Genomic DNA, 19,847 nt, shown 5'->3' on the forward strand with positions numbered 1-19,847 from the left:
CAAGTCTAGCTGTCTGTAATTATTAATTCAATTATGAATTAGGGGCTGCATCTGCGATACAGTCGCAGCCATGTCTGCCCTGACCCTCACCCCGCGCGCCCTCTATGAAGAGGTGGCGGAGCTGCTGCGCCAGCGCATCTTCCGCCGCGAACTGGAGCCCGGCAGCTGGATCGACGAGCTGCGCATCGCGGAAGAACTGGGCATCAGCCGCACACCCTTGCGCGAGGCGCTGAAGGTGCTGGCCGCCGAAGGCCTGGTGACGATGAAGCTGCGCCGGGGCGCCTATGTGACCGAGGTGTCCGACCGCGACCTGGCCGACGTGTACCACCTGCTCGCCCTGCTGGAGAGCGACGCAGCCGGCGTGGTCGCCACCCGCGCGACCGAGCCCCAGATCACCGAGCTGCGCGCCCTGCACGAGGAGCTGGAGGCCGCAGCCCGCCCCGGACACGTCGACCGGGAGCATTTCTTCGCCGTCAACGAACGCTTCCACATGCGGCTGCTGGCCATCGCCGACAACCGCTGGCGCGACCAGATGGTGGCCGATCTGCGCAAGGTGATGAAGCTCAATCGCCACAACTCACTGCTGAAGGCGGGCCGCATCGAGGAATCGCTGGCGGAGCACCGCGCCCTCGTGGCCGCCATTGAATCGCGCGACCCGCAGGCGGCCGAGACCCGCATGCGCGAACACTTCGCGAACGGGCTGGAAGCGGCCTCCTGAGGCGCGACTCGCGCTGCTTCTGCTGACGCTCTGCTGCGGCGGAACGCGGCATCGGCCGCCGGTACGGCGGCCCAGCCGACGCCGGAAGTCCCTGAGTCAGACCTCGGCCGTGATGGACGCATGCGCCCGGGCCATCACCTCATGCGGATCGAGCTCGCGCAGGCGATGGTCGCTCCACACCTGCCGCCAGCGGCGTGCGCCCGGCAGGCCGTTGCGCAGCCCCAGCATGTGGCGCGCGATCGACTGCCAGGACGTGCCATGGGCCTGCCGCTCGCGCCGCATGTAATCGCACATCTGCGCCTCGACTTCCTCGCGCGTGAGTTCGCGCGGCGCATCGCCGAAGAAGGCACTGTCCCACTGCGAGAGCCACCACGGGTTGTGGTAGGCCTCGCGGCCCACCATCACGCCGTCCAGCAGGCGCAGCTGCGCGTGCACCTGCTCCCCGGTCTGGATGCCGCCGTTGATGGCGATGAACAGCTGCGGAAAGTCGTGCTTGAGCCGGTGTACCAGCTCGTAGCGCAGCGGCGGAATCTCGCGGTTCTGCTTGGGGCTGAGGCCCTTCAGCCACGCGTTGCGGGCATGCACGATGAAATGCCGGCAGCCGGCGTCGGCCACGGTGCCGACGAAATCCCGCACGAAGTCGTAGCTCTCCACCCGGTCGATGCCGATGCGGTGCTTGACGGTGACCGGAACGCTCACCACGTCCAGCATCGCCTTCACGCCATCGGCCACCAGCGCCGGCTCGGCCATCAGGCAGGCACCGAAGGCGCCGCGCTGCACCCGTTCGCTGGGGCAGCCGCAATTCAGGTTGATCTCGTCGTAGCCCCACTGCTCGCCCAGCCGCGCGCTCGCCGCGAGATCGGCCGGCTCGCTGCCGCCCAGTTGCAGCGCCACCGGATGCTCGGCCTCGTCGAAACGCAGGTGCCGCGCGGCATCGCCGTGCAGGATGGCGCCCGTGTTCACCATCTCGGTGTACAGCAATGCGTGGCGGCTGAGCAGGCGGTGGAGGTAGCGACAGTGCCTATCCGTCCAGTCGAGCATCGGGGCAACGGAAAGCCGGCCGATGGGCCAAGACGCCTGCGGCGATGAGGGAGGGACCTGGTCGTTCATGGGGCGGGGCTGGGGACTGATCGAGCGGCTGGCCAATGAACGGCACTGGGCGCGGCCTCGTTTCGCGAATAGGAAGACACGACACCGCGCGACGCAGGGGCGCGGGCGGCGAAAGGCCGGCATTTTCCCAGGTCCTTCCAACGCGCGCGCAAAGGCCCGCCACTTGCGCCAGGTCGAGCCAGCGCCCGCGTGGTCAGCCTCATTTAATAAACATGCTTACGATATAGGTGTTTATGAAAACCGATCCCTCCAAGCGCTTCAGCTTTCTGGTCAACCAGGTGGCCAAGCTGCACGGGGCGCACTTCGACCGGCTGGCCCGCGAGCGGATGGGCCTTTCCCTTGCGCAATGCCGGCTGCTCTGGGCGCTGGCCCATCCCGAGCAGCCGGAACCGCTGTCCCAGGCTGCGCTGGCCCAGCGGCTGGAAACGAGCGCGATGGCCGTGGCCACGATGTGCGACCGCATGGAAGCCGGTGGCTGGATCCGGCGCGAACCATCGCCCAGCGACCGCCGCGTCAAGCTCATCCATGCCACGCCGCGCGCCCTCGACGCCATGGACCAGGCCCTCGCGATCAGCGACGAGGTGCTGGCCCACGGCCTCGTCACCCTCAGTGCCGCCGAGCAGGCCCAGCTCCTGGTACTGCTGGCCAAGGCCCGCGAGGGCCTGCTGGCCTGGCAACCCGAGGCGGTGCCGGCTTCGCTGCACGACGGCGGCGCGACCCGCGGCCCCGAGGAGACCGCCCCATGACCCCCACCCCCCAGAACCCCGTGCCCCACCGCGGCATGATCACCGTCTCGATCATGCTGGCGACGATCATGCAGGCACTGGACACCACCATCGCCAACGTCGCCCTGCCCCACATGCAGGGCAGCCTGCAGGCCTCGCAGGACCAGATCACCTGGGTGCTGACCTCGTACATCGTCGCGGCAGCCATCACCCTGCCTCTGACCGGCTGGTTCTGCGGCCGGTGGGGCCGGCGGCGGGTCTTTCTGGTGTCGGTGGTGGGCTTCACGGTGGCGTCGGCGCTGTGCGGCATCGCGGGCTCGCTGGTCGAGATCGTCGGCGCGCGACTGCTTCAGGGCGTCTTCGGGGCGGCCCTGGTGCCGCTGTCGCAGGCCGTGCTGCTCGACATCAACCCGCGCGAGAAGGTGGGCCAGGCCATGGCCATCTGGGGCGCGGGCATCATGATCGGCCCCATCCTGGGCCCGCTGCTGGGCGGATGGCTGACGGATCAGCTGGACTGGCGCTGGGTGTTCTTCATCAACCTGCCGGTGGGCATCGTGGCCTTCTGGGGCATCGCACGCTACCTGCCCGAGAGCCGGCCAAAGTCCGAGAAGCTCGACGTGTTCGGCTTCGCGACGCTCAGCCTGGGCATCGGCCTGCTGCAGCTCTTCCTGGACCGCGGGGAGCAACTGGACTGGTTCGACTCGTGGGAAATCCGTCTGGAGGCGGTCGGCGCCGTGGTCGCCCTCGCCTTCTTCGCCGTCCACACCTGGACCGTGCAGGGCGTGAGCTTTCTCAACCGCGACCTGCTGAAGGACCGCAACTTCGTCACCGGCCAGTTCTTCGCGTTCGTCGTCGGCATCATCCTGTTCGCGACCACCTCGCTGCTGCCCAACTTCCTGCAGGGGCTGATGGGCTATCCGGTCGTCTATACCGGCGCGGTCACGGCGCCCCGCGGGGTGGGAACGATGATCGCCATGATCGTGGTCGGGCGGTTGGTCCACCGGATCGACGTGCGCGCCATCATGGCCGCCGGCTTCGGCCTGACGGCCTTCTCGCTGTGGCAGATGACGCGCTTCACGCCGGACATGGACAGCACGCTGATCGTCACCTCGGGCTTCATCCAGGGCCTTGGCATCGGCTTCACCTTCGTGCCGCTGTCGACGGCCACCTTTGCCACGCTGCCGGCGCGGCTGCGCAACCAGGGCACTCCGATCTTCAGCCTCCTGCGCAACATCGGCAGCAGCGTCGGCATTTCGGTGGTGCAGACGCTGCTCACAGAAGGCTCGGGCCGAGCGCATGCCAATCTGGCCGCGCTGGTGTCGCCGGGCAACCAGGGGCTGCTGGCGCTGCCACCGGCCATGGACCTGGGCACCCAGACCGGCCTGGCCGTCCTGAACGCCGAGGTCACGCGTCAGGCGACCATGGTGGCCTACCTCGACGACTTCTGGATCATGATGGTGCTGACCGCGGTGACCATCCCGTTGCTCCTGCTCATCCGCAGGCCACCCAAGGCCGCGGGCGGGCCGGCCGAGGTTCCGCACTGACCGTTCGGGACCGCAGCGCTCAGCCGAACTGCCCGAACGAGGTGCGCAGCCCCTGGTAGTCGGTAGGCCCGCTGTTTTCCGGCGGATGGCCGTACAGCGCCAGCCAGCCGGCAATGCTGGGCAAGCGCTTCTCGAAGTAGCGATGCAACTGGTGCCAGTCGCCCTGCGGGGTGTGGCTGGCCACCATCTCCAGCCCTTCCACCGCCATGGCCCGCAGGCTGGTCACCATGGCCAGGCCCGAGCCGTCGATCTGCTGCAGGCTCACTTCGCGGCCCTGCGCCAGCACCTCCTGCAGAACACGCCGATGCACGGCAAAGTCGGCCCAGGCGCGCTTGATGCAAGCGTCGCTGAGCTCACGGAACACCCAATGCATGTTGGCGGCAAAGAGCGTCGCCACCTGCTCCGCCTGGCGCGCGGCCTGCCGACCCGCCACATACTGCAGGCGCAGCGCCAGACACAACGCCACCAGTACCGACGCCGCCTGGACCCACGCCGCCCATTCCCCGGAGGTTCGCGGCGGCGCGATCCACAACGCCGCCGTCGCACCGGCCAGAAGGCCGCCGATCCCGACGCAAGGAAGCCAACGAAACGCTACACCGCTTTTCATGCCGCCAATCCTAGGCGCCGAAGTCACTTCAAAGGTAGCGAAAACTTCACAATTAGAAACACGTTTCGCAACCAAACTGCAGTTATTAACAAATCCGGGCGTCCCGCAAGGGCCGATTCCTACAGGACGACGGGATGGGGCTCCCTACGTTCACAACTCCAGCTGACCTGCTACACCTTCCGGTGCCGGGCCGGCGCACGACCTCTGGAGACCCCATGAAGCCTTTCGCCCTGACCCCGGACATGCTGTCGACCCTCGGCAAGACCTTCTATCCGACCGGGCACGCACTGCTGATGTTCCGGGATGCCGAGGCGGCACGGGCTGCGGCAGAGGCCCTCGCCCAGGGCGGCGTGGCCAGCGACGACATCGCATTCGTTCCTGCCGAGGCCATCACTGGACCGATCGGCGCCACGGCATCGGACGCCGACGATCCGCTGCCCTCCCCCGGCACCGAAGGCGCGACCGTTCGCGCCTACGTGCGCCTGGCCCGCGAGGGCCATGCCGGCCTGCTGGTGCGCACCGAGGACGACGAGGACGCCGAGCGGATCCGCAGCCTGCTGCGCGAGAACCCCTTCGTGATGGGACAGCGTTACCGCGCGTTGGTCATCGAGGACCTATGACGCTGCCGCCGGCACCGGTGGCAGCGCCCGGCTGAGTACGTCGCCCGCCATGGCCTGGGCGAGTTCATGCTCTCCCAGATAGACCGTCGCCGCCAGTTCCTGCCGCAGCAGTTGCGCCTCGTCCTCGTTGTGGCTGCGCAGGACGACCTCCACTTCGGGATTGAGGGCGCGGGCCGTGTCGATCATCTGACGCACGTTCAGTGGATCGGCGATGGCCACCACCAACACCCGCGCCCGCGCGATGTGGGCCTGGATGAGCACGGACGGCTCCGCCGCATCGCCCCAGACCGCCGCACCGCCTTCCTCGCGCAGCCGCTCGATCAGCTCGCGGTTCTGGTCCGCCACCACAAAGGGGATGTCGTGGGCGCGAAGCTGCGCCGCAATGCGCCGGCCAACGCGTCCATAGCCCACCAGCACCACCTGCCGTGAAAGGTAGCGCGCCGCCGTGGTCGCGGGCAGTTCCGCCAGCGGGTCGTCGCGCGCCTCCAGCCGCCGGGCCAGCGAGGAATGCAGCCGCAACCAGTTCAGGATCGGCTGGATGGCGCTGAACCACAGCGGATTGGTCGCGATGGACACCAGCGCTCCGGCCAGCACCAGGCTCTGCGCCTCCGGCGGCAGCAGTTCCATGCGCAGGCCCAGCGCCAGCAGGATGAAGGAGAACTCACCGATCTGCGCCAGGCTGGCACTCACCGTCAGCGCGGTCGCCAGCGGATAGCGGAAGGCGAGCACCAGCAGGCAGGCCGCCACCGACTTGCCCACCACGATCACCAGCACGACGGCCAGCACCTGCAGCGGACGGCTGAGCAGGACGCCGGGATCGAACAGCATGCCCACCGACACGAAGAACAGCACGGCGAAGGCATCGCGCAGCGGCAGCGATTCCTCCGCCGCCCGGTGGCTGAACTCGGACTCGCGCATCACCATGCCGGCAAAAAAGGCGCCCAGCGCAAAGGAGACGCCGAACAAGGAAGCCGACGCAAACGCGATGCTCACCGCCGCCGCCACCACGCACAACGTGAACAGCTCGCGCGAGCCGGTGCGCGTGACCTGCCACAACAGCCAGGGAAAGACGCGGCGGCCCACGATCAGCATCAGTGCGACGAAGCCACCGACCTGCAGCAGCGTGACGCCCAGCGTGCGGGCCAGCGACGCCATGGAGCCATCGCTGCCCTCCTCGGCGCGGCCACCCAGCACCTGCGCCAGCGGTGGCAGCAACACCAGCACCAGCACCATCGCCAGGTCCTCCACCACCAGCCAGCCGACGGCGATGCGGCCGGTGTGGGTGTCCAGGATGCCCAGGCTCTCGAGCGCCCGCAGCAGCACCACCGTGCTGGCCACCGACAGCGCCAGCCCGAAGACCAGCGCCGCCCCGAGGCTCCAGCCCCACCACAGCGCCAGAAGCCCGCCCATGCAGGTGGCGGCCACGATCTGCACCAGCGCGCCCGGCAGCGCGATGCGCCGCACCTGCAGCAGGTCGTCCAGCGAGAAATGCAGGCCCACCCCGAACATCAGCAGCATCACGCCGATCTCGGCCAGTTGCGAGGCGATGTCGGCATCGGCCACGAAGCCGGGGGTGAAGGGCCCGATGATCACGCCGGCGAGCAGGTAACCCACCAGCGCCGGCAACCTCAGACGGGCGGCGATGAATCCGAGGGCGAGTGCCAGCCCCAGGGCGGCTGCGATCGTGCTGATGAGGGAGGCGCCATGGTGCATCGACCCATTTTGCAGGACGCCGCCGGGCGCACCGCGACGCCGGGCTTTGCCTGGCCCCGGAAGCGCGAAGCCCGCGCAAGGCGGGCTTCGACGTGCCCCGGCGGCGCCGGGGCGGATGGGCACACGGCCCTGCTCAGTGCATGTGCAGGCCGCCGTTGACCGGGAAGTCGGCGCCCGTCGAATAGCCGCCTTCGCTGGAGGCCAGCCAGGAGATGATCGAGGCGATCTCGCTCGGCTCGCCCAGGCGCTTGACCGGGATGGTGCCGACGATCTTGTCCAGCACTTCCTGACGGATGGCCTTGACCATGTCGGTGCCGATGTAGCCCGGGCTCACGGTGTTGACCGTCACGCCCTTGGTGGCAAGTTCCTGCGCCAGCGCCATCGTGAAGCCGTGCATGCCGGCCTTGGCGGCCGAGTAGTTGGTCTGCCCGGCCTGGCCCTTGGCGCCGTTGACCGAGCTGATGTTGATGATGCGGCCCCAGCCCTTCTCAACCATGTCGCCCACCACCTGCTTGGTGACGTTGAACATGCTGTTGAGGTTGGTCTCGATGACGGCATTCCAGTCGTCGGGCGTCATCTTCACGAACATGCGGTCGCGGGTGATGCCGGCGTTGTTGACCAGCACATCGATGCTGCCGTGCTCGGCCTTGGCCTTGGAGAACGCCTCCACCGTCGACTCCCAGTTGCCGACGTTGCCGACGGAAGCGTGGAACTCGAAGCCTTCTTCCTTCTGCTCCGCAAGCCACTTGCTGAAATCGCGGGTCGGCCCGCAACCGGCGATCACCGTGAATCCATCCTGATGCAGGCGGCGGCAGATTGCGGTTCCGATGCCTCCCATGCCTCCGGTGACGTAAGCGACTTTCTTGCTCATTCCTGTGCTTTCCTTGGGTTGATCCGGCTTCCTTGCCGGCTTGGTCACTTTAGCGACATTTCTCCAGGTTTCAGTGGCATGGCCCCTCTAAAGAGATGAGGACAAACCGCAGGTCCAACCCAGGCAAGCAACGGCGTGCACACCCTCCGTGCATGCAAAAGCCCCGCCGGGCACATCGTGCACCACGGCGGGGCCTTGGCGAGAGACAGGACGATGTCTGGGCGCGCCGGTCAGCGGCGGCGCTGACGCTGGAAGAGCAGCGCCAGAAACACCAGCCCGAAGGCGACGAAGCACAGGAAGGACCAGTTGGCGATCGACAGGCCCAGGAAGGTCCAGTCGATCTGCGAGCAGTCGCCGCTGCCGCGGAAGATCATGGGCACGACGCGCTGCAGCGGGAAGGTCTCGATCATTCCGTAGATGTCGCGGCCGCAGCTCGCGAATTCCGGCGGATGCCATTGCAGCCAGCTCTGGCGCGCCGCCGTGAAGGCGCCGCCTGCCGCGAACGCCAGGGCCACGAAGCCCCAGAACTTGCGCAATCCACTGCCGCCGGTGGCGGCCGCCAGGGCGCTGAATACCGCCACCAGGATCAGCGCATAGCGCTGGACGATGCACATGGGACAGGGCTCGAGCCCCACCACATGCTGCAGGTACATCCCAAATGCCAGCATGGCCACGCAGGCCGCGGCGATGAGCCCGTGAATGCGCCGGGGCGCGTCGAAGAGTTGGTTCAAATCCCTGATCCTTGGTCAACGAAGACGCGGGCCCGGCGCGGGCTCGCGACCACCGTGTCGCCCTCGCGCAGACCCAACTCGCGGAACTGCTGGGCAGGAATCTGCACCTCGATCACGGTTCCACCTCCGGGATTATCCGGATTCGTTTCCACCGGTTCGAGTTCCATCCGCGCGATCGGACCGACCACGATGGCACGGGTGAGGCGCGCGACGATGCCGTGCGCCTGCGACTGGCCGCCCGCGTAGGGCGCGATGTCGAAGTCGTGCGGACGCACATAGGCCAGCGCCTTGGCGTCCTGAACACGGTCTGCCTCCGTCGCAGCAAAGCGCATGCCCTGCTGCAGCTCGACCTCGCCCTCGTGGGCCCGGCCGTGGAACAGGTTCACGTCGCCCAGGAAGCCGTAGACGAAGGGGCTGGCCGGATGGTCCCAGACCTCCTGCGGCGAGCCGACCTGCTCGATGTGGCCACTGTTCATCAGCACCACGCGGTCGGCCACCTCCAGCGCCTCCTCCTGGTCGTGCGTCACGAAGATGGAGGTGACATGCAGCTCGTCGTGCAGCCGGCGCAGCCAGCGGCGAAGTTCCTTGCGCACCTTGGCATCCAGCGCGCCGAAGGGCTCGTCCAGCAGCAGCACCTTGGGCTCCACCGCCAGCGCACGCGCCAGGGCGATGCGCTGGCGCTGGCCGCCCGACAGCTGGGCCGGGTAGCGGTCGGCCAGCCAGTCCAGCTGCACCAGCTTGAGCAGGTCCAGCACCTTGGCCTTGATCTGCGCCTCGCTGGGCCGATCCCGGCGGGGGCGGATGCGCAGGCCGAAGGCGACGTTGTCGAACACCGTCATGTGGCGGAACAGCGCGTAGTGCTGGAAGACGAAGCCCACCTGCCGCTCGCGCACGTGCACGTCGGTGGTGTCCTCGCCGCTGAACAGGATGCTGCCTGTGTCGGCGGTTTCCAGGCCCGCGATGATGCGCAGCAGCGTGGTCTTGCCGCAGCCCGAGGGGCCCAGCAGCGCGAACAGCTCGCCCGAATCGATGTTCAGGCTGACGTCGCGCAGCGCATGGAAGTCGCCGAAGCGCTTGCTGACGTTGCGGATTTCGATGCTCATGGTTTGGCTAACTCTTGTTCTGTTCGGGCGCCCGCCACGCGGGCGGCGGGCCACTCTGGAAGGCGGACTCAGGCGGTGGGCGCCGGCCGCTCGGGCGGCAGTTCGGCCAGGGCCTTCATCTCCCGCTCGTGGCGCCACTCGGCCACCGTCTTGATCACCAGCGTGACCAGGGCCAGCACCGCCAGCAGCGAGGCCACGGCGAAGGCGGCGACGGACTGGTACTCGTTGTAGAGCACCTCCACGTGCAGCGGCATGGTGTTGGTCTGGCCGCGGATGTGGCCCGAGACCACCGACACCGCACCGAACTCGCCCATGGCGCGCGCGTTGCACAGGATCACGCCGTACAGCAGGCCCCACTTGATGTTGGGCAGCGTCACGTGCCAGAAGGTCTGCCAGCCGCTCGCACCCAGCACGATGGCGGCCTGCTCCTCCTCGGTGCCCTGCGCCTGCATCAGCGGGATCAGCTCCCGCGCGATGAAGGGGAAGGTCACGAACACGGTCGCCAGCACGATGCCGGGCACGGCGAAGATGATCTTGATGTTGTGCTCCGACAGCCACGGCCCCAGCCAGCCCTGCGCGCCGAACACCAGCACGTAGATCAGGCCGGCGACGACGGGCGAGACGGCAAAGGGCAGGTCCACCAGCGTCGTGAGGAAGGCCTTGCCCTTGAACTCGTACTTGGCGATGGCCCAGGCCGCCGCCACGCCGAACACCAGGTTCAGCGGCACCGAGATGGCGGCGGTGATCAGGGTCAGCTCGATGGCGGACCAGGCGTCGGGCTCCTTCAGCGCCTCCACATAGGCGCCCCAGCCCTTGCGCAGCGCCTCGGTGGCGACGGCAGCCAGCGGCAGCACCAGGAAGAAGAACATGAAGACCAGCGCCAGGCCGATCAGCGTCCAGCGCACGGCGGGCGATTCGGTGGTCCCCGCGCGCTCCCGGCCGCTGCCGGCGCGCATTCCGGTCGCACCACTCATTTGAATGCCTCCGCGCTGCGCGCTACGGCGCGAGCGCCCTTCGGGGCGGCCGTGCGGGTGCTCATGCCGACACCCGCCGCTTGCGCTGCCAGGCCTGGAGCGCGTTGATGACCAGCAGCATCAGGAAGGAGAAGACCAGCATCACCAGCGCCACCGCGGTGGCGCCCTGGTAGTCGTACTGCTCCAGCTTGCCGATGATGATGAGCGGCGTGATCTCGGAAATCATGGGCATGTTGCCGGCGATGAAGATGACGGAGCCGTACTCGCCGATGGCGCGGGCGAAGGCCATGGCGAAGCCGGTGAGCAGCGCCGGCGTGATCGAGGGCAGGATCACCAGCCGGAAGGTCTGCCAGCGCGTGGCGCCGAGCGAGGTGGCGGCTTCTTCCAGTTCCTTCTCGGTGTCTTCCAGCACCGGCTGCACCGTTCGCACCACGAAAGGCAGCCCGATGAAGATCAGCGCGATCACCACGCCGGCCGGCGTGAAGGCGAGCTTGATGCCCAGCGGCTCCAGGTACTGGCCGATCCAGCCGTTGCCGGCGAGCAGCGCGGTGAGCGAAATGCCGGCGACGGCGGTGGGCAGCGCGAACGGCAGGTCCACCAGCGCGTCGACGAGCTTCTTGCCCGGAAACTTGTAGCGCACGAGCACCCAGGCCACCAGCAGGCCGGCGAACAGGTTGACCAGCGCGGCCAGGAAGGACGCGCCGAAGGTGAGCCGGTACGAAGCCAGCACACGCGGTGCGGTGACGGCCACCCAGAACTGGTCCCAGCTCATGGTGAAGGTCTTGAAGACCAGGGTGCTGAGCGGAATCAGCACGATCAGGCACAGATAGAAGATCGTGTACCCGAGCGTCAGGTGAAAGCCCGGCAGCACCCGCTTGGCACCGCCGGCCCTTGAACGTGAAACCGGCGCTGCCGGGGTCGGCAGCGCCGGTGAAGTCACACCAGCCATGGAATCAGCGCGTGCCGGGGGTATAGAGCTTGTCGAACTGGCCGCCGTCGTTGAAGTGCACCTTCTGCGCTTCACCCAGGCTGCCGAAGAGCTCCTGCACCGTGAACAGCTGCAGCGGCTTGAAGGTGTCGGCATGCTTCTTCAGCACGGCCGGCGAACGCGGGCGCAGCGCATGCTTGGCGGCAATTTCCTGGGCCTCGTCCGAATACAGGTAGTTCAGGTAGGCCTTGGCCAGTTCGCCGGTGCCCTTCTTGGCGACCGTGCGCTCGACCACCGCCACCGGGTTCTCGGCCAGGATGCTGATGCTCGGATAGACGGCATCCACTTTGCCGGTGCCGAAGTCGCGGTCGATGGAGACCACCTCGGACTCGAAGGTGATCAGCACGTCGCCGATGCTGCGCTGCAGGAAGGCCGTGGTGGCATCGCGGCCGCCGCGGGCCAGCACCGGCACGTTCTTGAACAGCTTGCCGACGAATTCGGCAGCCTGGGCGTCGGTGCCGCCCTTCTTCTTCACATAGCCCCAGGCGGCCAGATAGGCATAGCGGCCATTGCCACCCGTCTTGGGATTGACGACCACGACCTGCACGCCGGGCTTGATCAGGTCGTCCCAATCCTTGATGCCCTTGGGGTTGCCGTTGCGCACCAGGAACAGCATGGTCGAGGTGGTGGGCGAGGCGTTGTCGGGGAACTTCTTGGTCCAGTCCTTGGCCACGACGCCCCTGTCGGCCAGGAAGTCGATGTCCGTGCTGGTGTTCATCGTCACCACGTCGGCGTCGAGCCCGTCGGCCACCGAGCGGGCCTGGGCGCTGGATCCGCCGTGCGACTGGTCGATCTTCACGTCCTTGCCCGTGGTCTTCTTGTAGTGGGCGACGAAGGCAGCGTTGTAATCCTTGTAGAACTCGCGGGCCACGTCGTACGACGCGTTCAGCAGCTGGTTCTGGGCGAAGGCATTGCCGGCGAAGGCCGAAGCGGCCACCGTCAGGGCCGCGGCGAAGGTCTTGATCTTGGAATTCATAAGGTCGCGGAGTGTTGCACGGAAGACCGGTCCCCGGCCGTCAGACGGCTGGGGGCATCGGTCAGGGATTCGAGCAGCGCCAGGCCGAGCGGCCAGTCGCCGTGGCCCGAATCCACGTTGATGTGGCCCGCATTCTGGATGCGGACGAATTCGCTGCCCCAGGCCCGGGCATAGGCACCGGCCAGGCGCACCGGGCAGAAGGGGTCGGTGGTGCTGGCCACGACGATGCTGCGGTAGGGCAGGCGCGCGTAAGGAACGGGGGCGAAGTCGACCAGCGCGGCGCGGCGCTCCGGATCGGCCGGCGCCACCAGCAGCGCGCCCTCGACGCGGGCCGCGGCCTCGGCGCCCAGGTGGCTGGTCGCGATGCAGCCCAGGCTGTGCGCCGCGATCACCACCGGCTCCGGCCGCGCCAGGATCAGCTGCTCCAGCGTGCCGACCCAAGCCTCACGCCGGGGCGACACCCAGTCGTCCTGCACCACGCGCTCGGCGTCCTGCAGGCGCTCGGCCCACAGGCTCTGCCAGTGGCCAGGACCAGAGTCGCGCCAGCCCGGCACGATGATGATGCGCTGTGTCATGGCCGCGGGCGGCTCACTTGTTGGGCTGCGGCGTCACGCGCAGATAGGGCCGCACGGCGTTCCAGCCCTTCGGGAAGCGGGCCTTCAGCTCTTCGGGGTCCTGGATGCTGGGCACGATCACGACGTCGTCGCCGTCCTTCCAGTTGGCGGGTGTCGCCACCTTGTGGCTGTCGGTGAGCTGCAGCGAGTCGATCACGCGCAGGATCTCGTCGAAGTTGCGGCCGGTGCTCGCCGGGTAGGTGATGGTGGCGCGCACCACCTTCTTCGGGTCGATGATGAACACGCTGCGCACCGTGGCGGTGGCCGACGCGTTCGGGTGGATCAGGTCGTACAGCTCGGCCACCTTGCGGTCGGCGTCGGCCAGGATCGGGAAGTTGACGGTGGTGTTCTGCGTCTCGTTGATGTCGCCGATCCATTCCTTGTGCTTGTCCGCCGGATCGACGCTGATGGCGATGGGCTTGACGCCGCGCTTGGCGAATTCGCCGCCCAGCGCCGCGGTCTTGCCCAGCTCGGTGGTGCACACCGGCGTGAAGTCGGCGGGGTGCGAGAACAGCACCACCCAGGCATCGCCCGCCCAGTCGTAGAAATGGAGAGCGCCCTCGGAGGAATCCTGGGTGAAGTCGGGGGCGGTGTCACCGAGTCGCAGCGTGGCCATGGCGTGATCCTTTGTCAGGTGGAAGCAAGGGAGTCTGGATTCTGAAGACAAGCGCTTCGATCACAAACGAATATCTCCTTGTTTGGTTATGCGATCCCGACCATAAGCATCACTCCGACGCTGGAAGACCCGGGCCGGCCCTGCGCAGCCGGCGTCAGGCCAGCGGACTGCGCTCGGGCGGCTCGGCCAGCACCTCGCCGAGGAAGTCCAGCACCGCCCGGACCGCGGGGACCAGCGCTCGGCGCGGCGTGAACATGGCATGCACGAGGCCGGGCGGCGGCTGCCAGTCGGGCAACACCGACTGCAGCCGGCCCGCTTGCATGGCTTCGCGGCAGAGGTAGTCGGGCAGGAAGCCGATGCCCACGCCCTGCTCCACCGCGAAGCTGAGCGTCAGCAGGTCGTTCGCCAGGTAGCGCGGCGTCTGCATCAGCAGATGGGTGGCACCGCCCGGGCCCTGCAGCAGCGTGCCGGCGCGGGCATCCGCGGCCGACATCGCGACGCATTCCACCTGCTCCAGCGATTCGGGATGCGTCAGCGGCCCGTGCCGCGCCAGCAAGGCTGGCGTGCCGACCAGGAGCAACTTGCTGCGGCCGAACACACGGGATGCGAGCGTGGCGCTGTTCTCGACCTCGTTGCGCACGCGCAGTGCGACGTCCACGCCCTCTTCCACCGGATCCACCGGCCGGTTCACCACCCGCATCTCCAGCTGCACGCCGGGATGGCGACTAAAGAATTCCGGCAGCGCCGGGCCCACGTTGCTCTGCGCCAGCGTGACCGGGCAGCTCAGTCGCACCAGGCCTCGCGGCTCCTTACGCACCTGGGCTACTTCGGCAGCGCCGGCCTCGGCGGCCTCGCGCACGGCGATGCAGTGGCGCAGATAGACCTCGCCGGCGGGCGTGAGCGACAGCCGGCGCGTGCTGCGCTGGAGTAGCTGGACGCCAAGCGAGGCCTCCAGCTGTGCAATGCGGCGCGACAGGCGCGATTTGGGCACGTCCAGCGCGCGGCTGGCGGCGCTGAAGCCGCCGCGCTCCACCACTTCGGCAAAGAAAACCAGGTCGTTGAGGTCCTGTACTGGGCTCATTGTTCCATCCAAAGAACGAATGGTCCCGATTTTGGCGACTTATCGTCCCGTTGTCCCAGTTTTAGACTTCTTTCATCGCTCGAATCCGTCGGGCCCGTCTCTCTCAGGAGTGAACAACATGAAACTGCTGCACATCGATTCCAGCGTCCTCGGCGCCAATTCCGTCTCCCGCCTTCTCACGGCCGAAGTGGTCCGCGACTGGGTGGCCGCCCATCCCGGTACCGAGGTGGACTATCTGGACTTGGCGGCCAACGCCCCGGCCCACTTCGGTGCCGACGCCCTGGGCGTGAAGGTCGGCGCCGAGCCGACCACCGAGGCGCAGAAGCAGGAGAACGCGGTCTCCGAAGCGCTGGTCAGCCAGTTCCTGGCTGCCGACGTGATCGTCGTGGGCGCACCGCTGTACAACTTCTCGATCCCCAGCCAGCTCAAGGCCTGGATCGACCGTCTGGCCCAGCCCGGCCGCACATTCAAGTACACCGAGAAGGGCCCGCAGGGCCTGGCCACCGGCAAGACGGCGATCGTCGTTTCCACCCGCGGCGGCCAGTACTCCACCTCCGAAGCCGGCCAGGCGGCCGAGCACCAGGAAAGCTACCTGAAGGTGGTGTTCGGCTTCTTCGGCATCACCGACGTGCGCTTCGTGCGCGCCGAAGGCCTGGCCATGGGTGAAGCAGCACGCGCCGCAGCACTGGAGGCCGCCCGTGCCTCGATCCCGGCCGCGGCCGGCGCCGCGGTCGCCGCCTGAGGCCGACGCCGCGCGCATGGCGCGGCGCCAACCAGCAACAAGAGGGTCCTGCGGGACCCTCTTTTCATGGGGCGAACGGCGCCAGCCCGCCTCAGGCTTCAGCCAGTTCAGCGCCGCCGGGTGCCGCGACCTGCGTACCCAGACCCAGCTCCGCGCGCATCCGCTTCGCTGCGGCGACCATGTTGGCCAGGGCGGCCTCGGTCTCCGGCCAGCCCCGGGTCTTGAGGCCGCAGTCGGGATTGACCCACAGATGGCCCGGCGGCACCACGTCGGCGGCCTTGCGCAACAGGCGCAGCATCTCCTCGACCGGCGGCACGCGCGGCGAGTGGATGTCGTACACGCCCGGGCCGATCTCGTTGGGATAGCGCATCGCCCCATCCCCGCCGAAGCCGCGCAGCAACTCCATGTCGGAGCGGCTGGTCTCGATGGTGATGACGTCGGCGTCCAGTGCGGCAATCTCCGCCAGGATGTCGTTGAACTCCGAGTAGCACATGTGGGTGTGGATCTGGGTGTCGTCGCGCACGCCCGAGGCGCACAGGCGGAAGGCGCGGCCGGCCCAGTCCAGGTAGGCCTTCCAGCCGGCGCGGCGCAGCGGCAGGCCTTCGCGGAAGGCCGGCTCGTCGATCTGGATCATGCCGATGCCGGCGCGCTCCAGGTCGCACACCTCGTCGCGCAGTGCCCAGGCGATCTGCTCGCAGGTGAGGCTGCGCGGCTGGTCGTCGCGCACGAAGGCCCACTGCAGCATCGTGACCGGCCCGGTGAGCATGCCCTTCATCGGCCGCCGCGTGAGGCTCTGCGCATGGGCGGTCCATTCGACCGTCATGGCCGCGGGCCGGGCCACGTCGCCATAGATGAGCGGCGGCTTGACGCAGCGCGAGCCATAGGACTGCACCCAGCCGTTGGCCGTGAAGGCATAGCCGTCCAGCTGCTCGCCGAAGTACTCGACCATGTCGTTGCGCTCCGGCTCGCCATGCACCAGCACGTCCAGGTCCAACGATTCCTGGGCCCTCACCACGCGGGCGATTTCATCGCGCATGGCCTGGGCATAGGCTTCGGCCGACAGCGCGCCGCGCCGATGTGCCGCCCGCTGCGCCCGGATGACGCCGGTCTGCGGAAAGGAGCCGATGGTGGTGGTGGGCAACGGCGGCAGCGCGAAGCGGCGCCGCTGGGTCGCCTGCCGCTGCGCGAAGGGCGCGGCGCGGCGGTCGTCGCCGTCCACCCGGCGCGCGAGGCGCAGGGCGACGTCGGCCCGCCGGACCCGCGGGCTGTGGCGACGGCTGGCGATGGCGGCACGCGCTTCGGCCAGGGCGGGCTCGATGTCGGCATCGCCGGCCAGCGCCCGGCGCAGCAGTTGCAGCTCTTCCAGCTTCTCGCAGGCGAAGGCCAGCCAGCTGCGCAGTTCGGCATCCAGTCCCTGCTCGGCCTGCAGCCCGAAGGGCACATGCAGCAACGAGCACGAGGGCGCCAGCCACAGCTCGCCCCGGTGCTTGGCGGCCACGGGCTTCAGCCGGCCGAGCGCCGCGTCCAGGTCGGTGCGCCAGATGTTGCGGCCGTCCACGATGCCGACCGACAGCACCTTGTGCGCGGGCAGCCAGTCGGCCACGCCGGTGAGCTCCTCGGGCGCCCGCACGGCGTCCACATGCAGCCCGGCCACCGGCAGCTGGCAGGCCAGACGCAGGTTCTCCTGCAGCGGCGAGAAATAGGTCGCCAGCAGCAGCCGCGGCGCGTTGCGCGCGATCTGCCAGTAGCTGCGCTCGAAGCTCTGCCGCCAGGACTCGGGCAGGTCCAGACCCAGGATAGGCTCGTCGATCTGCACCCACTCCACACCCTGCGCCTTCAGCCGCGCCAGCACCTGTTCGTAGACAGGCAGCAGCGCGTCGAGCAGGGACAGCCGGTCGAAGCCCGGGGCCTTCTCCTTGCCCAGCCACAGGAAGCTCAGCGGCCCCAGCAGCACCACCTTGACCGGATGGCCCAGCGCCTGCGCCTGGGCCACCTCGTCGAACAGGCGTTCGCTGGCGATGCCGCCGAACACGGTCGCCGGGCCGAACTCGGGGACGAGGTAGTGGTAGTTGGTGTCGAACCACTTGGTCATCTCCAGCGCATGCGTGCCGGCCGCTTCGCCGGTGCGCACGCCGCGGGCCATGGCGAAGGCCCGGGCCAGCTCCGGCTCGTCGGCGGACAGGCCGAAGCGCTGCGGCTCGCAGCCGAGCAACTGGATGTGGTTGAGCACCTGGTCGTAGAAGGCGAAGTCGCCGACGGTGACGAAGTCCAGGCCGGCTTGGCGCTGGAGCGCCCAGTGACGTGCGCGCAGTTCGGCGCCGACGGCCTCCAGCGCGGCCGCGTCGATGTCGCCGCGCCAGTGGGCTTCGAGGGCGAACTTCAGTTCTCGGTGGGCGCCGATGCGCGGGAATCCCAGGATGTGTGTGCGAGTCATGCCGGCATCATCCCGGCGCGCCAACTATGATTCAAACGAAACTTTTTGCGGTATTGCTTGAATCAAATTCATGACACAACCCATCCTGGAAATCCGCCACCTGCGCACCCTGGCCGCCTTGCGCGACACCGGCAGCCTGGTCCGGGCGTCGCAACTGCTCAATCTCACGCAGTCCGCCCTGTCGCACCAGCTCAAGACGCTGGAGGCGCATTACGGCTGCGCGCTCTTCGAACGCAAATCGCTGCCACCCCAGTTCACAGCCAGCGGCCTGCGTCTTCTGCAATTGGCCGACAGCGTTCTGCCGCAGATGGAAGCGGCCGACCGCGACGTCGCGCGGCTGGTGAGTAGCGGCGGCGGACAGCTGCGCATCGCCGTCGAGTGCCACACCTGCTTCGACTGGCTGATGCCGGCCATGGACGCCTTCCGTCAGGCCTGGCCGGAGATCGAGCTGGACATCGTCTCCGGCTTCCATCCCGACCCCGTCGCGCTGCTGCTGCAGGACAAGGCCGAGGTCGCCATCGTCTCGGAACAGGACGCCACGGAGCCGGTCGACCATCATGCGCTGTTCCGCTTCGAGATCGTCGCGCTGATGGCCAACGGACATGCACTGACTGAAAAGCCGTATCTCACGGCCCAGCATTTCGCCGATCAGACACTGATCACCTACCCGGTCCCGGACGAGATGCTGGACGTGCTCCGTCAGGTCATGCAGCCCGCCGGCCTGCAGCCCCGGCAGCGACGCACGACGGAACTGACCGTCGCCATGCTGCAACTGGTGGCCAGCGGCCGCGGCATCGCCGCGCTGCCCTGGTGGGCGGTGCAGAGCTACCTGGAGCGCGGCTACGTGAGCGCCCGGCCCATCGGTCGCGACGGCTTGCGCGGCGAACTGCACATGGCCTGCCGGCCGGGACTGTCGGCGCAGGCCTGGCTGTCGGACTTCGTGCGGATCACGCGCGACAGCTGCTTCAAGCGGCTGCCGGATATCGAGCTGCTGTGAGAGCCCTCAGGCGCTCGCGTGTCGCTTCACCCAGGCCACGTACTTGTCCATCCAGCCCTGCAGGAACTGGCGCGTGGCCTCGATGCCGATGTGCCCCTTCTCATCGAACAGGTCGTCCTTGTTCTGGATGAAGGCCTCGGGCTGGCCCAGCGTCGGCACGTCCAGGTAGGCCAGCACGTTGCGCAGATGCTGCTGCGCCAGCGCCGTGCCGATGGCGCCCGGCGAAATGCCGATCACCCCGGCCGGCTTGCCGCCCCAGGCGTTCTGGCCGTAGGGCCGCGAGCCGTGGTCCAGCGCATTCTTCAGCACGCCGGGGATCGAGCGGTTGTACTCGGGCGTGACGATCAGCAGGCCCTGGGCGCGGGCGATCTCGGTCTTGAGCTGCTGCACCTCGGCCGGCTGCTTGCCGTCGAGGTCCTGGTTGTAGAGCGGCAGGTTGTCGATGCGCAGGTGCTCGAAGGTGAAGTCCTCCGGTGCCAGCGCGGCCAGCGCCAGGGCCAGCTTGCGGTTGAGGGAATCCTGGCGAATGCTGCCGACCAGGACGGCGACGCGGTATTGGCTCATTGAAGACGCTCCTCTTGCGGGATGGACACGAAAAACCTCGATGCTGGCGGCCGCTCGTGCGCGCGTCTGTCAGTCGTGGGCGCACGCACCGGCGGTTACACCCCGCCGGGCGCGCGATG

20 protein-coding genes are annotated in these 19,847 nt (G+C 68.2%); 6 read left to right on the forward strand and 14 right to left on the reverse strand.

Annotation, left to right across the window (positions count from 1 at the left end; all coding sequences use genetic code 11):
• Window positions 1-70: 70 nt before the first annotated feature.
• Entirely contained in the window at window positions 71-718 is a 648-nt protein-coding gene (locus ACT54X_RS01575; RefSeq protein WP_476344624.1) for a GntR family transcriptional regulator, read from the forward strand.
• 96 nt (window positions 719-814) lie between these two features.
• On the opposite strand, the gene dusA is transcribed toward ACT54X_RS01575, so the two are convergent.
• On the reverse strand, window positions 815-1,828 hold the full coding sequence (dusA, locus tag ACT54X_RS01580) for a tRNA dihydrouridine(20/20a) synthase DusA (protein WP_476344626.1): 1,014 nt from the start codon (window positions 1,826-1,828) through the stop codon (window positions 815-817).
• Window positions 1,829-2,061: 233 nt separating this feature from the next.
• Here dusA and ACT54X_RS01585 point away from each other — a divergent pair, with 233 nt between their 5' ends.
• Together ACT54X_RS01585 and ACT54X_RS01590 are read left to right on the forward strand one after the other, a co-directional pair.
• Entirely contained in the window at window positions 2,062-2,574 is a 513-nt protein-coding gene (locus ACT54X_RS01585) for a MarR family winged helix-turn-helix transcriptional regulator (protein ID WP_476344628.1), read from the forward strand.
• Window positions 2,571-4,097 (forward strand): MDR family MFS transporter, encoded by a 1,527-nt coding sequence (locus ACT54X_RS01590; RefSeq protein ID WP_476344630.1) that lies wholly within the window; start codon window positions 2,571-2,573, stop codon window positions 4,095-4,097. The genes ACT54X_RS01585 and ACT54X_RS01590 overlap by 4 nt, the downstream gene beginning before the upstream one ends.
• 19 nt (window positions 4,098-4,116) lie before the next feature.
• On the opposite strand, the gene ACT54X_RS01595 is transcribed toward ACT54X_RS01590, so the two are convergent.
• On the reverse strand, window positions 4,117-4,563 hold the full coding sequence (locus tag ACT54X_RS01595; protein WP_295373352.1) for a hypothetical protein: 447 nt from the start codon (window positions 4,561-4,563) through the stop codon (window positions 4,117-4,119).
• 356 nt (window positions 4,564-4,919) lie between these two features.
• Between ACT54X_RS01595 and ACT54X_RS01600 the strand changes: the two genes are divergently transcribed.
• Window positions 4,920-5,324 (forward strand): hypothetical protein, encoded by a 405-nt coding sequence (locus ACT54X_RS01600; protein ID WP_476344633.1) that lies wholly within the window; start codon window positions 4,920-4,922, stop codon window positions 5,322-5,324.
• Here the strand turns inward: ACT54X_RS01600 and ACT54X_RS01605 are convergent.
• From ACT54X_RS01605 to ACT54X_RS01650, 10 genes are all read right to left on the reverse strand, one after another.
• Window positions 5,319-7,037, reverse strand: coding sequence for a cation:proton antiporter domain-containing protein (locus ACT54X_RS01605; RefSeq protein ID WP_476344635.1), 1,719 nt, complete (start codon window positions 7,035-7,037; stop codon window positions 5,319-5,321). The two genes, ACT54X_RS01600 and ACT54X_RS01605, sit on opposite strands and share 6 nt — an antisense overlap.
• A 133-nt stretch (window positions 7,038-7,170) precedes the next feature.
• Complete coding sequence (gene phbB, locus ACT54X_RS01610) at window positions 7,171-7,908, reverse strand: acetoacetyl-CoA reductase (protein WP_017758534.1); 738 nt, start codon at window positions 7,906-7,908, stop codon at window positions 7,171-7,173.
• Window positions 7,909-8,138: 230 nt separating this feature from the next.
• Window positions 8,139-8,639 carry a disulfide bond formation protein B gene (locus tag ACT54X_RS01615; protein WP_294373941.1) on the reverse strand — a complete coding sequence of 167 codons (501 nt, stop codon included), beginning with the start codon at window positions 8,637-8,639 and terminating at the stop codon, window positions 8,139-8,141.
• Window positions 8,636-9,742, reverse strand: coding sequence for a sulfate/molybdate ABC transporter ATP-binding protein (locus tag ACT54X_RS01620; RefSeq protein WP_294373945.1), 1,107 nt, complete (start codon window positions 9,740-9,742; stop codon window positions 8,636-8,638). The genes ACT54X_RS01615 and ACT54X_RS01620 overlap by 4 nt, the downstream gene beginning before the upstream one ends.
• 68 nt (window positions 9,743-9,810) lie before the next feature.
• Complete coding sequence (gene cysW, locus ACT54X_RS01625; protein WP_476344638.1) at window positions 9,811-10,716, reverse strand: sulfate ABC transporter permease subunit CysW; 906 nt, start codon at window positions 10,714-10,716, stop codon at window positions 9,811-9,813.
• Window positions 10,717-10,777: 61 nt separating this feature from the next.
• Entirely contained in the window at window positions 10,778-11,665 is an 888-nt protein-coding gene (gene cysT / locus ACT54X_RS01630) for a sulfate ABC transporter permease subunit CysT (RefSeq protein ID WP_476344640.1), read from the reverse strand.
• A 4-nt stretch (window positions 11,666-11,669) separates the two neighbouring features.
• Window positions 11,670-12,680: a sulfate ABC transporter substrate-binding protein gene (locus ACT54X_RS01635; protein WP_476344642.1), complete on the reverse strand. Its 1,011-nt coding sequence runs from the start codon at window positions 12,678-12,680 to the stop codon at window positions 11,670-11,672.
• Window positions 12,677-13,255 (reverse strand): RBBP9/YdeN family alpha/beta hydrolase, encoded by a 579-nt coding sequence (locus ACT54X_RS01640; protein WP_476344644.1) that lies wholly within the window; start codon window positions 13,253-13,255, stop codon window positions 12,677-12,679. The genes ACT54X_RS01635 and ACT54X_RS01640 overlap by 4 nt, the downstream gene beginning before the upstream one ends.
• A 13-nt stretch (window positions 13,256-13,268) precedes the next feature.
• Window positions 13,269-13,910: a peroxiredoxin gene (locus tag ACT54X_RS01645; RefSeq protein ID WP_294373963.1), complete on the reverse strand. Its 642-nt coding sequence runs from the start codon at window positions 13,908-13,910 to the stop codon at window positions 13,269-13,271.
• 154 nt (window positions 13,911-14,064) lie between these two features.
• Window positions 14,065-14,991 (reverse strand): LysR substrate-binding domain-containing protein, encoded by a 927-nt coding sequence (locus tag ACT54X_RS01650; RefSeq protein WP_354321491.1) that lies wholly within the window; start codon window positions 14,989-14,991, stop codon window positions 14,065-14,067.
• 118 nt (window positions 14,992-15,109) lie between these two features.
• Between ACT54X_RS01650 and ACT54X_RS01655 the strand changes: the two genes are divergently transcribed.
• Window positions 15,110-15,733: an FMN-dependent NADH-azoreductase gene (locus ACT54X_RS01655; protein ID WP_294373970.1), complete on the forward strand. Its 624-nt coding sequence runs from the start codon at window positions 15,110-15,112 to the stop codon at window positions 15,731-15,733.
• A gap of 91 nt (window positions 15,734-15,824) precedes the next feature.
• Here ACT54X_RS01655 and metE read toward each other — a convergent pair whose 3' ends face one another.
• The gene (gene metE, locus ACT54X_RS01660) at window positions 15,825-18,167 is read right to left on the reverse strand and encodes a 5-methyltetrahydropteroyltriglutamate--homocysteine S-methyltransferase (RefSeq protein ID WP_476344647.1); all 2,343 of its coding nucleotides are present in this window, start codon (window positions 18,165-18,167) and stop codon (window positions 15,825-15,827) included.
• Between the two features lie 70 nt (window positions 18,168-18,237).
• Here metE and ACT54X_RS01665 point away from each other — a divergent pair, with 70 nt between their 5' ends.
• On the forward strand, window positions 18,238-19,164 hold the full coding sequence (locus ACT54X_RS01665; protein ID WP_476344649.1) for a LysR family transcriptional regulator: 927 nt from the start codon (window positions 18,238-18,240) through the stop codon (window positions 19,162-19,164).
• Between the two features lie 6 nt (window positions 19,165-19,170).
• On the opposite strand, the gene ACT54X_RS01670 is transcribed toward ACT54X_RS01665, so the two are convergent.
• Entirely contained in the window at window positions 19,171-19,728 is a 558-nt protein-coding gene (locus ACT54X_RS01670) for an NADPH-dependent FMN reductase (protein WP_294373979.1), read from the reverse strand.
• Window positions 19,729-19,847: the final 119 nt, after the last annotated feature.

Source organism: Pseudacidovorax sp. DMC4 (genome assembly GCF_056314265.1).

Coding starts and splice junctions, on each gene's coding strand:
- ACT54X_RS01600 (WP_476344633.1), top strand. CDS start 4,920: ATGAAGCCTTTCGCCCTGACCCCGGACATGCTGTCGACCCTCGGCAAG.
- ACT54X_RS01635 (WP_476344642.1), bottom strand. CDS start 12,680: ATGAATTCCAAGATCAAGACCTTCGCCGCGGCCCTGACGGTGGCCGCT.
- ACT54X_RS01665 (WP_476344649.1), top strand. CDS start 18,238: ATGACACAACCCATCCTGGAAATCCGCCACCTGCGCACCCTGGCCGCC.
- ACT54X_RS01650 (WP_354321491.1), bottom strand. CDS start 14,991: ATGAGCCCAGTACAGGACCTCAACGACCTGGTTTTCTTTGCCGAAGTG.
- phbB (WP_017758534.1), bottom strand. CDS start 7,908: ATGAGCAAGAAAGTCGCTTACGTCACCGGAGGCATGGGAGGCATCGGA.
- cysT (WP_476344640.1), bottom strand. CDS start 11,665: ATGGCTGGTGTGACTTCACCGGCGCTGCCGACCCCGGCAGCGCCGGTT.
- cysW (WP_476344638.1), bottom strand. CDS start 10,716: ATGAGTGGTGCGACCGGAATGCGCGCCGGCAGCGGCCGGGAGCGCGCG.
- ACT54X_RS01655 (WP_294373970.1), top strand. CDS start 15,110: ATGAAACTGCTGCACATCGATTCCAGCGTCCTCGGCGCCAATTCCGTC.
- ACT54X_RS01640 (WP_476344644.1), bottom strand. CDS start 13,255: ATGACACAGCGCATCATCATCGTGCCGGGCTGGCGCGACTCTGGTCCT.
- metE (WP_476344647.1), bottom strand. CDS start 18,167: ATGACTCGCACACACATCCTGGGATTCCCGCGCATCGGCGCCCACCGA.
- ACT54X_RS01645 (WP_294373963.1), bottom strand. CDS start 13,910: ATGGCCACGCTGCGACTCGGTGACACCGCCCCCGACTTCACCCAGGAT.
- ACT54X_RS01575 (WP_476344624.1), top strand. CDS start 71: ATGTCTGCCCTGACCCTCACCCCGCGCGCCCTCTATGAAGAGGTGGCG.
- ACT54X_RS01620 (WP_294373945.1), bottom strand. CDS start 9,742: ATGAGCATCGAAATCCGCAACGTCAGCAAGCGCTTCGGCGACTTCCAT.
- ACT54X_RS01670 (WP_294373979.1), bottom strand. CDS start 19,728: ATGAGCCAATACCGCGTCGCCGTCCTGGTCGGCAGCATTCGCCAGGAT.
- ACT54X_RS01590 (WP_476344630.1), top strand. CDS start 2,571: ATGACCCCCACCCCCCAGAACCCCGTGCCCCACCGCGGCATGATCACC.
- ACT54X_RS01605 (WP_476344635.1), bottom strand. CDS start 7,037: ATGCACCATGGCGCCTCCCTCATCAGCACGATCGCAGCCGCCCTGGGG.
- dusA (WP_476344626.1), bottom strand. CDS start 1,828: ATGAACGACCAGGTCCCTCCCTCATCGCCGCAGGCGTCTTGGCCCATC.
- ACT54X_RS01585 (WP_476344628.1), top strand. CDS start 2,062: ATGAAAACCGATCCCTCCAAGCGCTTCAGCTTTCTGGTCAACCAGGTG.